This window comes from [Micrococcus luteus] ATCC 49442 (assembly GCF_010367585.1).
In the GTDB taxonomy this organism is placed as follows: domain Bacteria; phylum Actinomycetota; class Actinomycetes; order Actinomycetales; family Micrococcaceae; genus Arthrobacter; species Arthrobacter luteus_A.
Map to the genome: position 1 here is coordinate 1,208,353 of NZ_JAAAXP010000001.1, position 13,524 is coordinate 1,221,876.

General features: G+C 62.3%; 13 protein-coding genes. 3 read left to right on the forward strand and 10 right to left on the reverse strand.

What is annotated here, in order from left to right; translation table 11 throughout:
• Window positions 1–525 precede the first annotated feature (525 nt).
• On the reverse strand, window positions 526–1,098 hold the full coding sequence (locus GUV69_RS05580) for a recombinase family protein (protein ID WP_164200469.1): 573 nt from the start codon (window positions 1,096–1,098) through the stop codon (window positions 526–528).
• A gap of 197 nt (window positions 1,099–1,295) precedes the next feature.
• Here GUV69_RS05580 and GUV69_RS05585 point away from each other — a divergent pair, with 197 nt between their 5' ends.
• Window positions 1,296–1,898 (forward strand): GNAT family N-acetyltransferase, encoded by a 603-nt coding sequence (locus GUV69_RS05585; protein ID WP_164200471.1) that lies wholly within the window; start codon window positions 1,296–1,298, stop codon window positions 1,896–1,898.
• 297 nt (window positions 1,899–2,195) lie between these two features.
• Here the strand turns inward: GUV69_RS05585 and GUV69_RS05590 are convergent, their stop codons facing one another.
• Window positions 2,196–3,545, reverse strand: a complete 1,350-nt coding sequence (locus GUV69_RS05590) for an alpha/beta fold hydrolase (RefSeq protein WP_164200473.1) — start codon at window positions 3,543–3,545, stop codon at window positions 2,196–2,198.
• A 102-nt stretch (window positions 3,546–3,647) separates the two neighbouring features.
• Between GUV69_RS05590 and GUV69_RS05595 the strand changes: the two genes are divergently transcribed.
• On the forward strand, window positions 3,648–4,601 hold the full coding sequence (locus GUV69_RS05595; RefSeq protein WP_164200475.1) for a GlxA family transcriptional regulator: 954 nt from the start codon (window positions 3,648–3,650) through the stop codon (window positions 4,599–4,601).
• A 1,103-nt stretch (window positions 4,602–5,704) separates the two neighbouring features.
• Here GUV69_RS05595 and istB read toward each other — a convergent pair.
• From istB to GUV69_RS05625, 6 genes are all read right to left on the reverse strand, one after another.
• Entirely contained in the window at window positions 5,705–6,493 is a 789-nt protein-coding gene (gene istB / locus GUV69_RS05600) for an IS21-like element helper ATPase IstB (protein WP_164198841.1), read from the reverse strand.
• Window positions 6,490–8,031, reverse strand: a complete 1,542-nt coding sequence (gene istA, locus GUV69_RS05605; protein WP_164200342.1) for an IS21 family transposase — start codon at window positions 8,029–8,031, stop codon at window positions 6,490–6,492. The genes istB and istA overlap by 4 nt, the downstream gene beginning before the upstream one ends.
• A 588-nt stretch (window positions 8,032–8,619) precedes the next feature.
• A complete protein-coding gene (locus tag GUV69_RS05610) occupies window positions 8,620–8,826 on the reverse strand; it encodes a type II toxin-antitoxin system death-on-curing family toxin (protein ID WP_164200477.1) in 207 nt (68 codons plus the stop codon).
• A 278-nt stretch (window positions 8,827–9,104) separates the two neighbouring features.
• On the reverse strand, window positions 9,105–9,575 hold the full coding sequence (locus GUV69_RS05615; RefSeq protein WP_164200479.1) for a hypothetical protein: 471 nt from the start codon (window positions 9,573–9,575) through the stop codon (window positions 9,105–9,107).
• A gap of 106 nt (window positions 9,576–9,681) precedes the next feature.
• Window positions 9,682–10,848 carry an HNH endonuclease gene (locus GUV69_RS23600; RefSeq protein ID WP_164200481.1) on the reverse strand — a complete coding sequence of 389 codons (1,167 nt, stop codon included), beginning with the start codon at window positions 10,846–10,848 and terminating at the stop codon, window positions 9,682–9,684.
• Window positions 10,849–10,881: 33 nt separating this feature from the next.
• A complete protein-coding gene (locus GUV69_RS05625; RefSeq protein ID WP_164200483.1) occupies window positions 10,882–11,601 on the reverse strand; it encodes a hypothetical protein in 720 nt (239 codons plus the stop codon).
• A gap of 92 nt (window positions 11,602–11,693) precedes the next feature.
• Here GUV69_RS05625 and GUV69_RS05630 point away from each other — a divergent pair, with 92 nt between their 5' ends.
• Entirely contained in the window at window positions 11,694–12,383 is a 690-nt protein-coding gene (locus GUV69_RS05630; protein ID WP_208786592.1) for a hypothetical protein, read from the forward strand.
• Between the two features lie 320 nt (window positions 12,384–12,703).
• On the opposite strand, the gene GUV69_RS05635 is transcribed toward GUV69_RS05630, so the two are convergent.
• Window positions 12,704–13,072 carry a type II toxin-antitoxin system death-on-curing family toxin gene (locus tag GUV69_RS05635; protein ID WP_164200487.1) on the reverse strand — a complete coding sequence of 123 codons (369 nt, stop codon included), beginning with the start codon at window positions 13,070–13,072 and terminating at the stop codon, window positions 12,704–12,706.
• Window positions 13,069–13,269, reverse strand: coding sequence for a ribbon-helix-helix protein, CopG family (locus GUV69_RS05640; RefSeq protein ID WP_104999716.1), 201 nt, complete (start codon window positions 13,267–13,269; stop codon window positions 13,069–13,071). The genes GUV69_RS05635 and GUV69_RS05640 overlap by 4 nt, the downstream gene beginning before the upstream one ends.
• Window positions 13,270–13,524 lie beyond the last annotated feature (255 nt).

Here is a 13,524-nt window from a genome sequence, read left to right on the forward strand (position 1 = left end):
GTCGCTTGCCTGAACTGCGCAAACGCTCCAGAACCCCAATCACCTGTGCAACTCGGGAGTCCGCGGCGGTGGAACGACTCCTGGTCCGGCGGCGGAGGTAGCGGTAGACGCGCTCGTGGCAGGCCGCGTGAGCGCCGTAAACCGCTTCTGTTTTTCCAAGGTCCGCGATACCCCAGGAGCGTTCGTAAGCTCATACCCGGTTAATGCCCAGCAGTCCGGCAAGCGTAACCAGACGTCGAAAATTGCTCATCTGTCTTAGAAAACAAAAGCTTTTCAAGACACTGTTATGGAGCTGAGGAGTGGTTAGCGGCCGTGTCGTTTTCAGTACCCGTTTGCACAACTGGCCGCGTGTTTCCGGGGTTGTGCAGCCGAGTATGGATACCGAAGTGTCAGAAGTCGCCTGCCCGAAACCGCATTCCGCTCAATACTCCTCTGCACAATCCGTAATTATTTAACCTGCACGATCTGCGCAGGGCTCTCGCCCCACGGACATGCCGGCGTCGTGTTCCACGACCGGGCGGCAGGTCATGGTTTCGCGAGGTGCCGATAGATCGTGGGCCGGGTGACGCCGAATTCCTGGGCAATGTGTTCCACCGTGTGAGCCCGCTTCCCGTCCGCGCCCTTTTCTTCATACATTTCCCGGGCCAGCTTCACCTGGCGCGGGCCGAGCTTGGGTTTCTGCCCGCCGGTGCGCCCACGAGCCCTCGCCGCGGCCAAACCGTCACGCGTCCGTTCGGACATCAGGGCATGTTCGAACTCGGCAATTGAGCCAAGGATCTGGAAGAACATCCGCCCCATTGCGGTGGACGTATCGATGCTTTGGTCCAGGACCACCAGATCGACCCCGCGCTCTTGGAGAGTCTTGGAGACTTCGATGAGGTCTTCCAACGACCGGCCGAGTCGGTCGAGTTTGGTCACCACGAGTTGGTCCCCTGCCCGGTTGGCCGAGAGTAGAGCCTTGTCCAGTTCAGGCCGGCGGGCAAGCTTTCCCGAAGCCACATCAACGAACACCTGGTCGCAGCCAGCCGCGGCCAGAGCATCATGCTGGGCCTCGGGGTGCTGATCACGGGTAGAGACCCGCCCATAGCCAATGCGCATCACCACAACGTATCACCAACCCGGCAACGCATTACATAGATGCGTACAGGGCATCTATTACCAAATCGCTACCGGAATTTCGGGGTCTGCTGAACATGCGCCGGGATGTCTCACGAACGATCGTTTGCAAGATACGTTCTATTCCCCTCCCTAAGCCCTCGGACACGAATCGGGCCGACTGCGCTACAAATGAATGCATGGAAAATCACAACAGGAACAGGCAGCCCGCGCCACTGACATTCCGCGCGGGAACCGAGGCGGACTTCCCTGGATGCGCAGAACTCTGGATGAACGCCCTTGCCGTTCGTGATGGCACACACAGCGATCAACAAGTAAAGCGCAGAGCAATGGCAAAACTCACCGTCCCGGGAAGTATCCTTACCCTGGCGGAAAGCGGCTCAAGGACTTATGGGTTTGCGCTGGCAATAGATAAGACTCCGCCAGCTGCTGCACGAGCGGCTCACCTCACGCTGCTGGCCGTTGACCCCGCGATTCAGTCCCGCGGACTGGGGCGGGCCTTGCTTGCAAACATCACTCAGTCACTCGTGATGGAGGGATTCGCAAAGGCGACCCTCGGAGTGCTAAAAGAAAACCTTTCCGCCCGCAAGATATATGAAAGTGCGGGTTGGCAGGTTACCGGGCATGGGGTCTTTGAAGATTCCGGACGTCCATGCATCCACTACTCACTAGGCCTGACTGCCGCTGCACCAAGCGCCAACAGCGCCGTGAAAAAGCCGCCATTTATCCCCGAAAGTCACAGAGCGGCCGTCACCTGGATTCTCGATTCAAGCTGTTCTTGAAATCCTTCGTTTCTGAGAATGATTGAGGCTCACGGTGCCTCGACGACGAAGGGTCGGTCTGGCGGACCTCTAGTGTTCCTTCAGCCTGTCGATGTTGGAAATGTCGGGAGGAAGGTCGGACTGACTGCGCCAACGCACCACACTGCGGGTCCCGGCGACCAAGTAAGGAGGACCCGGCCAGGCACGCGACTGTACCGGCGGAGCCGAATGGTGCCGCCTCTGCTCCAAATGCCCCGCCAACCTCGGCATCGAAGGTTCCACTTTCCCTCGATGAGGAAGTCGCGGGCTTCCTCTGCCCTACGGGATGAGCGGGCTTGCACTCCGCACGGCGGAGACGACGTCGAGGATCCCCCGAGCGGTCGTGGCCGCGTCCTCTTGGTCGAAGATCAATGACGTGTGGGTGGCCCCGTCGATGACGCGGCGCAGGCTGTTGGTCGAGAGTGAGGCAAGGGCTTCCTGCGAAGCGGTCCAGCCGGGCTGGTTCCCGCTGCCTGCGGTCAGGACGACCAGCGGCTTATCGCTGAAGTTCTTCAGCTCTGCGGCTTGCTGCGTCGATGAGCCCGCTCGAATGTACTCGGCTATCGTGCTCTGGAGGTGGCCGGGTGTCACGCCGAGCAACCGGCCCAGGCCGAGAAGCCCTGCGATGGAAGCCAGTGCGGAGGCACGGTTCATCGTGTCCTCGGAGTCCGCGCTCGTGCCGTGGCCTGATTCCGGGTCCGCTGCTGGTGCGGTTGAGTCGACCAGGACCAGCCCGGCCACGTCTTGGGGATAGCGGGCGGCGAATGTGAGTGCGTAGAGGCCGCCGAACGAATGTCCCGCCAGCACATATGGTCCCGGCACGTTTCCGCGCTGGAGCAGTGTGTGGAGGTCGGCCGCGATCTGGCCGCCGTCCTGCACATTGTTCGCCGGATCGCTCCACCCGCGGCCTGCCCGGTCGTAGACACACACCCGGGTGTCGCGGGCAACGGCTGGTGCTATCCATCCGAGCTCGGAGGACATCATGCCTGCGCCCGGTTCGAGCACGACGGTGGGGCTGCCTGAGCCGGTGCAGTTCAGGTAGAGGCGGTGTCCGCCGACGTCAATCAACTGACCCTGTGCTGGAGAGCCCGTGTCCGCCGTTGTGCGCACTGTTTCGAAGCCGCCGCCCAATGAAGCCAGCACCAGCATCGCGATCACTGGGTACAGCAGGAAGCGACCGCTCCGGCTACGTAGCTGCCGTCGGGCCTGGACAATCATCCACACCGCTAACACCAACAGGGCGGGGGGCCACACCCAGGCGAGCATTTCCTGGGTTGGGGGGCCGAACACCACCAGCAGGAAACCGCTGATTCCCATGAAGAGCGCTGGAGCCGCTGCCCATTTCTGTGGTTGATCGGTGAACAGGGCCGACAGCACAGCGAGCATGGCCCATCCCACGGCAAGTCCCACCAGGATGCCTCCGGCCACGCCGCTTTCGGTTGCCTGGGTGAACGGGGCGGCGGCCAGCAATAGTGCAGCGAGGGCTCCGGTGACCAAGGAGCCGGCCACCACCCAACCGATGTGTCCTTTCGGGGCAGGATCAGCTCGGGGCGGACGGTCCTGGCCCTTGGATAGGGGGCCCGTGGGAGTGGCAGCGGTCGTTTTCTGCCCTGCCGAAATGATTGTCATGCGCCCATGCTGTCATTGACCGTCAGCCGAAATGCACGGGAAAAATGCCCTGCATGGAAAGGATTCTGCCCCGCCTGGCGCCTTCGTGAGTACAGTGGCCCTATGCACCGAGTCGTCGCACTGGCAGTGCCGGATGTGGTCGCTTTCGACCTTGCCATTCCGGCGCAGGTTTTCGGCCACGAAGATGAGCGGCGACGGTACTCCTTCCGGGTCTGCGCAGCCCAGCCCGGCCTGGTTCCGACGACCTCCGGGTTTTCCATCCAGGCGCTTGATGGCTTGGAGGCCCTCCTGTCGGCGGATACGGTCGTGGTGCCCGGCTACGCACCGCTCAAGGACCCGCCAGCCGAAGTCTGCGAGGCCCTCCGTCAGGCAGCGGCCAGCGGAGCGCGCGTGGTTTCGGTGTGCACAGGGGCCTTCGCTCTCGCTGCTGCAGGTCTCTTGAACGGCAAGCGGGCAACCACCCACTGGAGAAACGCCGAACGCCTGCAAACCCTGTACCCGGGAGTCACTGTCGACGCAGACGTCCTGTACATAGACCAAGGCAGCGTCAGCACCAGCGCCGGGGTCGCGGCAGGCATAGACCTATGTCTGCACCTGGTCCGCAAGGACTATGGAACCGAGGCCGCCAACAGCATTGCCCGGCGAATGGTAGTGGCCCCGCACCGGGAAGGGGGCCAAGTCCAGTTCATGGAACGGGCGGTCGCCGCACCCTTGGCCCTCTTCGCCGACACCTGCGCCTGGGCCAGGCAAAACCTGGCTGAACCGCTCACAGTCGATGAGATGGCTACACATGCCGGCTGGTCCGCCAGGAGCTTCGCCCGGAAATTCACGGCCGAAGCAGGAATGACACCTTTGAGCTGGCTGAATGATCAACGCATAGCCGAAGCATGCAGGCTCCTGGAAACCACCGACCTGACGGTACAGACGGTTGCTTCCAGGACCGGACTGGGAACAACAGCAAATTTCCGGCTCCACTTCACCCGGAAATTCAACACCACACCTTCAAGCTACCGCCGGCTCTACCAAGGCAGGAACCGGCAAGCTGCGCCAGCCTAGACCTTCCCGGCGTGGGTCAACGCGTCAAACGGAATAAACGCACTGGCCCGCCCCCGCCCGCGAAACCGGCATCAGCCGGCTTGCGAATCTGGGATTCTGTTCCACATGCCAGTTTCCATTTTTCTCGTAGAAGAAGTGATGAGTGCTGGGTTTTGAACGGCTGTGACGGCCGCGAGTGCTGCATCGCATACAACCATTCCTCACGGACATCTCAGCAAAGGAGTCTTTATCGCGACAGGAGAACCGACCTGTCAGCCGTTTGGAAACCCCTTGCTTCGCAGCGGTTCCAGAGAACGATGGCGTCTTAACAACGTGTCTCAGTTGGGACTATCTCCACTAAAGGGAAAGTGACCTTTGATGCCCCGGCGCACCCTGATACATCGCCCTGCACGACCCGGTTAGGAACAACGACACGGCCGGCCTGCTCGATGCCGCAGAGGTAGACCCCGTTCGGCCCATCTACGGGATGTTCCAGAACCTTAAAACTGCAACACATCTGGTTTAGCCTGTTCTTCAGTTGTCCACATCAGGTCCTCGAGTATCAGAGCGGTCCAATCGGCGGAACAGCACGGCGAAGTCCCAGGTTAGAGCGCGCTAGAACCGGGAGTAACTGCCCTGTCCAAACACACAAGGTGCCAGTTATCGGGTCGACTCCTGTCCGTCCATCATGGAGCGCTCCTCCCCCCCGCTCTTGAACTCCAGGCGCCGGGCTTCGCAGTTGTCCTTCTGACGGCTGCAAAGCGGCCTGCCTGCGCTGTCAGGACACCAGGCACCGCCAGCAACCCTTATATTCGCTACGTCAGTCTTCCGCCCGGCGATCAAACAAAGCATACGTAAGTGTGGACAGTGTCCACACCCCTTTTGGCAGGACAAGCCGAGCCCATACGGCTCCCGGGGCGTCATATTGGAGCCCTCCAATAACATTCGCACCCGATTTTGCGGCGTCATGTCGTCCCGCTACCCCGGACCATTGTCAATGGCCATTACGTTCTGCCCACGGGCGGTCAGTTGATGTGCCCGCTGGTGGCCAGTAAAACTGCCCGGTGATGGCCAACAGATCTGCCCACTGATTGGTTCGGCGGGGTTGGCCATTCTTGGGTTGGTTAGGTCAGGCGGGTGACTCCTTTTCCGGCGAGGGCTTGGGTGAGGCGGACGGAATCGCCGCTGGTCTGGCAGACGTGGGCGTGGTGCAGGAGCCGGTCAACGGTGGCGGTGGCGAGGGTTTTCGGCATGAGTTCGTCGAAGCCGGCGGGGTGGAGGTTGGAGCTGATCGCGACGGACCGTTTTTCGTAGGCTGCGTCCACGACCCGGTAGAGGCCTTCGGCCGCGTCCGTGGCCACCGGCAACAGGCCGATGTCATCGATCACCACCAGCTCCGCGCGGAGGATCCGGGTGACGGCGCGGGTGACGCTGTCGTCGGTGCGGTGCGCCCGGATCAGGACGCCGAGGTCCTCGAGCCTGAACCAGGCCACGCGCATCCCGGCTTCGACGGCCTGCTGGCCGAGGGCTTCGAGGAAGAAGGTTTTCCCTGTTCCGGAGGGTCCGCAGACCACCAGGTTTTCCCGCCGGTTGATCCATTCCAGGGTCCGGAGGGCCTGTTGGGTCGGGGCGGGGATGGAGGACGCGTCCGGGTCCCAGGCGTCGAAGGTTTTGCCGGTCGGGAAGCCAGCAGCTTTGCGGCGGGAGGCGAGCATGGACCGGGCCCGGCCGGCGGCTTCCTCGGTGAAGAGGGCTTTGATGACCTCGACAGGTTCCCAGCGCTGGGCGCGGGCGGTCGCGATCAGTTCAGGGGCCAGCGCCCGGGCGTGGGGCATTTTCAGGGACCGCATCAGGGCCTCCAGGTCCGCTGGCAGCGGCGGAGCCGCGGTGTTGGTCGTGGTCACGGGACTCATCGGGCCTCCTCCGGCGTGATGTTGGCGGTGGTGTTCAGGGCGGGGTTTCCGATAGCGGCCCACGCGCTGGTTCCCTGGGTCAGGGAGGTCGCTTCGTTGGCGGCGTGCGTGGTGGTGCGGCGGATGTTGGCGTTCAGGATCGAGGCGAGGTCCGGGTGCGCGAACCGGCCGTGCAGGGCGGCATCGCCGAGTGCCCGATCGACGTGGTCAGTGCCGGCGATTTTAGCCAGGGTGACGGCTTCGGCCATTTTCACGTTCATCCGTGCCGTCCCGGCCGCGGCGGCTTCGATCAGCCAGGTCCTGGCGCCCTCGCCGATGGCCAGAAACGCTGCTTCGTCAGCGCTGCGGGCCCTGACCTCATAATCGCCAGGAACCTTTGCCCTGGTTCCGGGGAAGTGTTCATCGTTGATGGCGGGGCTGCCGGGCCGTGCCCGTCCGTGGCGGGCGACTTCGACCGGTCCCCCGGCGCCGTGGTGGACGATGATGACCTGCTCGTCCGGTCCGGTGCCGTGCGTGCGGACGAACACCCGTGCGCCGAGCAGGTGGGCCGGGACCGAGTACTGGGCGTTTTCGAAGGTGACCATCGGGGTGTTCTCCGGAACGCTGCGGGCCAGGCCGAACGCGACCGTGTGGGCGGTGTCCGGGATCCGGTGCAACCTGGGGGCTTCCTCGGCGAGCACCGCCGCGGGTTTACGCCGCGTCACCCGGTGCTCACGGTGATTGACCTCGTCCATGAAGACCTGGCAGGCGGCCTCGAGTTCGGCGAAGGAGCCATACTCGGCCCGGAGGTTGGTGTCCTTCGGCACGAGGTCGGCCTTGGCGAGTTTCACGGACGCTTCAACTCCGCCCTTAGTGGCAGGGTCCGCGGGCTGGCAGCTCAGCACGGTGATCCCGTAGTGCCGGGCGAAGTCCAGGGTCTGTTGGTTCCGGACCGGGACCCCGGCAACATGGGCCGTGGTCACGGTCTTCTCGTTGTCCGTCAGGACATAGGTCGGTGCCCCGCCGAGGATCCGGAAGGACCGGTCCAGGGCCGCGAACACGCTCGGCGCGGTCCGGTCCCGCAGCGGGATCACGATCCGGAAGCGGGAGAACGCCAGCCAGGCCACGAACAGGATGGTTTTCACCCCGCCGATCCGGGGGCCGTCGCCGAAGTCGTACTGCAGCCACATTCCCGGTTCGGTGATCCAGGGCCGGTGAACGCGGGTATGGCCCAGCCGCCACGCGGCTTTAACCTGTGCGATCGCGCGGCGGGTCGAGCGTTCCGAACCCGTGTAGCCCAGGGCGAGGAGCTTTTCGTGGGCCTTATCGGCACGGATCCGGCCCTTGGAGGCTTCGATCCATTCCTCGATCTTGGGCAGGAACCCGTCGGTGACCCGGCCGCGGGCCGCGGGTTCCCCGATCGGCCGGCCCGCGTCGCGGGCCTGGACGTGTTTGGCAACGGTGTGGTGCGAGCAGCCGGTGAGCTCCGCGGTAGCGCGCAACGACCCGGTCAGATCGTAGGCAGCAAGTATTTCCATGATTTCTCCGTCAGACTTCATACAGGGCCTCTTCCTGGTTCGCTTGGTGCGCTTAGACACCGTCATCAAACCCCAGGGAGAGGCCCCCACCGCTTAAGACGCGGTCGGTTCAGTAAGGAAGTGGGCAGATCTCATGGCCACCGGCAGGCAGTTCTACTGGCCGCCAGCGGGCAATTTCGTGGCCGCCTATGGGCAGTTTTTCATGGCCGCTAACAGACCATGAATCGGTGTTGGCCACCCCGACCAACCCGACAAGACCGGAACGAGGAACCGTATAACCCCACCACAGCAGGCGGAAGGCCAACTAGCCAGGACCCTGAACCCGCCACCCCACACACCTGAATAGGCCCCGCGGCAGCCAGGCCACAGCCCGCAAATCTAGCGTCAGAGGGACGCCACCACAAGCTATGTCAACACGTTAAAGCAAAAACCCCTTTGACGAGGGGATATGCTGTGCCCGAGGTGGGACTCGAACTGCATTCCCGCCCTTGCAAACACTGGGAACCCGCGAAAACATGCGGAATCCTGACCAGTCCGAAGGCTTTTTGGCCCAGTACGAGACGACAAGTGTGGACATTGTCCACACCCCCTTTCGGGGGCGCCGAAGGACTACCGGGGCACCAGATGCCTGGAAAGTTGAGCGGCAGAGTCCAGCAAGTTGATAGTGCCCGCGGCGACTCCGACGACGAGGTCGAAGCCTTCATCTGTGGCGAAGCTGTGCCGGTAACCGTTGATCCAGAGCAGCAGCACCATGAGCGTCCACGCGGTCCGTTTGTTTCCATCAATTAGTGGATGGAACCGGGCGACCGACTCCAACCTACCTTCGCGACCGCGGCATCATCGCTGTCATCCCGCAACCAGCCGAACAGATTGGTCACCGCAAACGACGGGGATTAACCGAAGCCAGCTCCAGGACGGATCACTCGTGCTGGTAACCCATGAATTGGACAACACGCCCAAGTAACTGTTCCGCCACGGGGTGCACGACTTGACGTACTTACAGGACGGTTTGAGTGTCCCTACGCGGCTCGCTGGTACTGCTGCCACGCAGTGGCCGCAGTACCAGCGATTGCCTGACGTACGGGGGTAACCGGTCAGTTGTCCGCGGCCCCACGCAGTAGTCGAGCGACCTCGGGGGTCATGGAGTAACGCACACCGTCCCAATCCCAGATGTAGTGCCAGGTTTTGCCCCTGGGGGTGATGTACATAGGAAGGCCCGCGCGGCGCACTGCCTTCCCCACGCCGCCGAGGGTGCCTGCGACGCCGGCCGCGCCTTTCGGGTCCGAGGTAGCCTCTGCGATTTCGCGTGGAAGGAAGTGCATGGTCTGGTCATCGGTCGCCCGGATCATATGAAGGAGGACTTCCTGCCCCCGCAGTGAAATCTTGTCCCAGAGTGTCGCTGCGATAGCGGGGGCTTCGTCGGTTTCAATCCATGCGGGGACGGTCCCGGAGGGCAGCCGGGTGGGCGCGTCCGGGTCTGGGACGTCGGCTAGGAACTCAACAAAGCGGCTCAGAAACTCCTGGTAGCGGTGTTCGGGGACGTGGACAGTGATGGGGATTAGCATGAGAACTCCAAGACAGGTTACAAGAGACGTTGAGGAAATCCAGTCTGTCTCGAACAAGCCCGGGTGTCAAGAGAGGTTGCAACCTCTCTTGTGAGAGGCGCCGTCTTCAGCCAGGTTCGCAACCAGCAGCAAGCGGAACCTGACCCAGAAACGGAGTTCTAATGTCCCTCCCTCCCTTAGAAGAGGGTGTGAGCTGGCCTTCGGTGACATCCCGCCAATGGGCCGGTCGGTCGCGAGCCACCCAAGCGCATTCGATTGAGCAGAACTTTCGGGCCTTCGACCCCTTCTGTCCTGGCAAGGTAAAGGTCTTTGCACAGAGCGGATTCAGGCAGATCTTGTCGACCGTTGAACCGGTGCGGGCTGCATGCGAACATTCACGCGAGCAGTGCTTGCGGTTCCTGGCGTCGCAGGCTCTGATCAGCTCTGTCCGTCGGCACTGCGGGCAAGTCCACTGGACGCGCGGCTGGCGCTCGGTAACCTCGTCACGGGCACTGCCTGCACGGGGTGAGGGGTGTCGGAAGTTGGTATGCAGCGACTCTGAGGGCAACGGCCAAGCACCCCGTTTCGTCGCGTTGCACCTCTTGCAGATGGGCCGAAGGTTGGATAGGCAGTGGGACCCGCCCTTCGAAATCGGCTTGACGTGATCCTCTTCAGTCGCGTCGGCGATCCCGCACATCCAGCAGTGCCCGCCCCAGAGCGCGAACCGCGCCTCTTTCTGGGCCGACGTGAAGTTGACCATGATCCCGCCTGGCGCTGCCTGGTACTGGTAGCGGCGCCGCTGGTAGGCGCCCTTGTTGTCCTCGTAGTAGGCCCGGCTGCAACCCTTGCAGTCATTGGAGAGGCCATTGCGGTTCTTGCGTTCCTTGGTGAATCGGTCCGCGGGAAGGATGTGCTTGCACTTGCGACAGACCGCTAGGAGTTCGCCCGTGTTTCTGGCGAGTTCCTCCAACTTCGTCGTCAGTGCACACCGGTCCGAGCAATGAGTGTCCCCCGCTGCCCTGCGCTCCTCCGGCCGAATCTTTGAGCAGACCGCACAGCCCCACTCTGCGAACATGCACTTGCGGCTGCAGAAGTGACGGTCCGCTGCTTCGCTGGCTTTCATGCTGAAGACAGCGCTGCAGTGTTTGCAGGTGACGTCACGGCGGCCGGAAGCGGACCGGCATGCGATGGAGCAAAACCGGGCCCGCTTCTGCCGTTCGACGGTCTGCAGCCCCTTCATGGTGAACTGCTCGTTGCAGTGCTCACATGCTTTGTAGATGTACTTGTGCGCCATGCGCTACCCACCCCCCTTGGATCAAAGGAAAAGCTACCACCCCAGGATGATGTCGACCAGCTGGGCAGCTTTGTCCTTCTCGAACCCACGGCGCTTCAGCTTGGCGTTCAGCTCCTTGGCGGCCACCTCCCGCACATCATCCGGCAGAGCCCGGCCGCCCACCTTTTCCACCATGCCCTGGAGCCACGTCTGCTTCTCCGCGGGCTCTGCGGCAGCTGCGGGAATGGAGTCATCGGGGCCAACCAGGGATCCGGCAGCACCGACGACAATCCCGGCCAACCGAGTTACAGTGTCCCCCTCGTAGCCACGGGCTTTGAACCGGGACTGGAGCTCACGGGTCATTGCCTCGACCTGGGCGTCCGCCAGAACCTTCCGGCCCATAACGCCGGTGGCGCCCTGGAGCCACGTGTTCATGCGATCCCGCGACGACCCGGCTTTCGGGATGTTGGTGACCGGGCCAAGGAGGCGATCGGCATCAACCTTGGCCTGGGCCCTGATGGCGCGGGCCACCGCCAACTCATCGGTGCGCTCAGCGGCCTGCGCCTTGTACAGCTCTTTGGCCTGGGCTGCAGCCTCGAATGAACCGCTCCCCCGCGCCCACTCATGGAGCCGGTCCATTACATCAGTGGTGTCCCCTATCGAGGACCGGGTCAGGGAGTCCAAACCGGCACGGGTCAAAGCCTTCTTGGACCGGCCCATGGACCGGGTCTGAACCCCCAGCTGGACCGGGTCAAGACCTGCTGAATAAGCCAAGGCCACAAGCCAGTTCCTGAAGAGGCGCCCGGATCGTGCTTGCTACGACCGTCAGGCGAACCTCTTCGGCTGGGTACCATACGCTTGTGGCCATGCACGCTGAATCCCTGCCACAAACTCTCGACGACGCCGTTCACGACAAATACCTCAGTGCCGTAGCCACTCGTCAGTACGATCTCCTTCCAGATATTCTCGTCGAAGGGTCAAGAACTGTTCACCGTCCAGATGACCCTTCCGACAACGGCGACTACAGCGCAGGTCACGCCTTGTGCCTGATGGTGGACACCATACGGGTATTCAACGGGGAACTTGGTACTGTTGGGCGTGGACAGCAGGTCTACCAGAGCGACTCTATGGGCCGGCATGAACAGGCCGTCCTCTGGCTTCCTTGGATCCATGCACTGGAAACCCTGTCCTTGGCTACTGGGGAGTCCTTGGGCGCGTACTCACAGGCCCTGCGCGAGGAGTACGTGAACATCAACGGACCGGGCGTATCGACCACCGAAACGAAGCGAATGCTTCGGTTGTGGAAGGAATCAACCCCTTTCATGCTGAAGTGGCTCCGTTGGTCCCGAACCCACGAGATTCGGGAGGTGTTCCGCGAAGAGGACTTGCACCTAAGAGGACTCAACGACATCATCAGCTACACGGAGAGTCTCTCCAAAAACTGGACTGCGCGCGGCAAAGCCCTTCAAGACGAACTTTCCGACTGGGCAATGGACCAATCGGACTGGGGCCGGCTGATAAAGAGCCAGATGCCATCTATGGACGACGATGACTGACTTCCAACCGATGCCTGGGCGCCCTAAGGCACCGGACATACCTGCCCGGGTGGCCTTGCCTTAGTCGTCCTTGAGGCGCCGGCGGCCGGGAAGGTTCTCGCTCCAAAACGGGTACCTTTCGCCACTGTTGTCTTCAGCTTCGCGCCTGGCTGTCTCGGCCTCAATCGCCTCCCGTGAATACCGAACTACATTCCAGCCTTTGCAAACAGTGGGAACCCGCGGAAACACGCGGAATCCTGACCAGTCCGAAGGCTGTTTGGCCCAGTACGGGACGGAAAGTGTGGACATTGTCCCACACCCCTTCAGGGGGCGCTGGAGCACTACCGGGGCACCAGATGCCTGGAAATCTCGATGGCAGCGTTCGGCAGGTCGATAGTGCCGGCGGCGACGCCGACGACGAGGTCGAAGCCTTCATCCGTGGCGAAGTCATGCCGGTAACCGTTTATCCACAGCAGCAGCACCGTAAGCGTCCACGCCGTTCGTTTGTTGCCATCAATCAGTGGATGGAACCGGGCGACCGACTCCAACAAAGCTGCGGCCTTCACCGCGAGTTCCGGATAGGCTTCCGCGCCCATGACAGTTGTAGCCGGCCTGGCCAATGCAGAGGCCAACAACCCGACATCACGGATATGGAAGCCGTACCCGTCAACTACCTGAAGTGCATCCTCAATGTTCAGGTACGCTGTCACGCGTCTTCAAGGCGCTTCAGCAGATCAGCGTCATGACTCATAACAAAATCAAGACCTGCGCTGATTTCACGCCGGCGCGCGTGGCGCTGCAGAACCAACTCCGCTCCCTGCAACAGAAGCGCGGACTTGGATGTATGTTCCTCGGCAGCCAACTTCTCCAGCCGCCGATCGAGGTCTTCAGGGACACGGAGATTCATAGCCATGCCTTATGGTACCAAACCGGTACCCGCCCTTGACTGATGGACCGGACATGGAAAAACGGGGCTGGGCAAGAAAGCCTGTGCCTCTCGCATGCTCTTCCATCCAGATTCCGGACTAAGCGCACGGAGGGTTAGGGACGATTGCCAATCGAATATCCACCGTCGACTCGAGGGACCACTTTGGCGATGCGCTCCGGGTACTCGGCGCTGAGTCGCTCAAACAGTGGACCACTCTTTGGGTTGAGAGATTCA

Coding starts and splice junctions, on each gene's coding strand:
- GUV69_RS05580 (WP_164200469.1), bottom strand. CDS start 1,098: ATGCGCATTGGCTATGGGCGGGTCTCTACCCGTGATCAGCACCCCGAG.
- GUV69_RS05585 (WP_164200471.1), top strand. CDS start 1,296: ATGGAAAATCACAACAGGAACAGGCAGCCCGCGCCACTGACATTCCGC.
- GUV69_RS05590 (WP_164200473.1), bottom strand. CDS start 3,545: ATGACAATCATTTCGGCAGGGCAGAAAACGACCGCTGCCACTCCCACG.
- GUV69_RS05595 (WP_164200475.1), top strand. CDS start 3,648: ATGCACCGAGTCGTCGCACTGGCAGTGCCGGATGTGGTCGCTTTCGAC.
- istB (WP_164198841.1), bottom strand. CDS start 6,493: ATGAGTCCCGTGACCACGACCAACACCGCGGCTCCGCCGCTGCCAGCG.
- istA (WP_164200342.1), bottom strand. CDS start 8,031: ATGAAGTCTGACGGAGAAATCATGGAAATACTTGCTGCCTACGATCTG.
- GUV69_RS05615 (WP_164200479.1), bottom strand. CDS start 9,575: ATGCTAATCCCCATCACTGTCCACGTCCCCGAACACCGCTACCAGGAG.
- GUV69_RS23600 (WP_164200481.1), bottom strand. CDS start 10,848: ATGGCGCACAAGTACATCTACAAAGCATGTGAGCACTGCAACGAGCAG.
- GUV69_RS05630 (WP_208786592.1), top strand. CDS start 11,694: ATGCACGCTGAATCCCTGCCACAAACTCTCGACGACGCCGTTCACGAC.
- GUV69_RS05640 (WP_104999716.1), bottom strand. CDS start 13,269: ATGAATCTCCGTGTCCCTGAAGACCTCGATCGGCGGCTGGAGAAGTTG.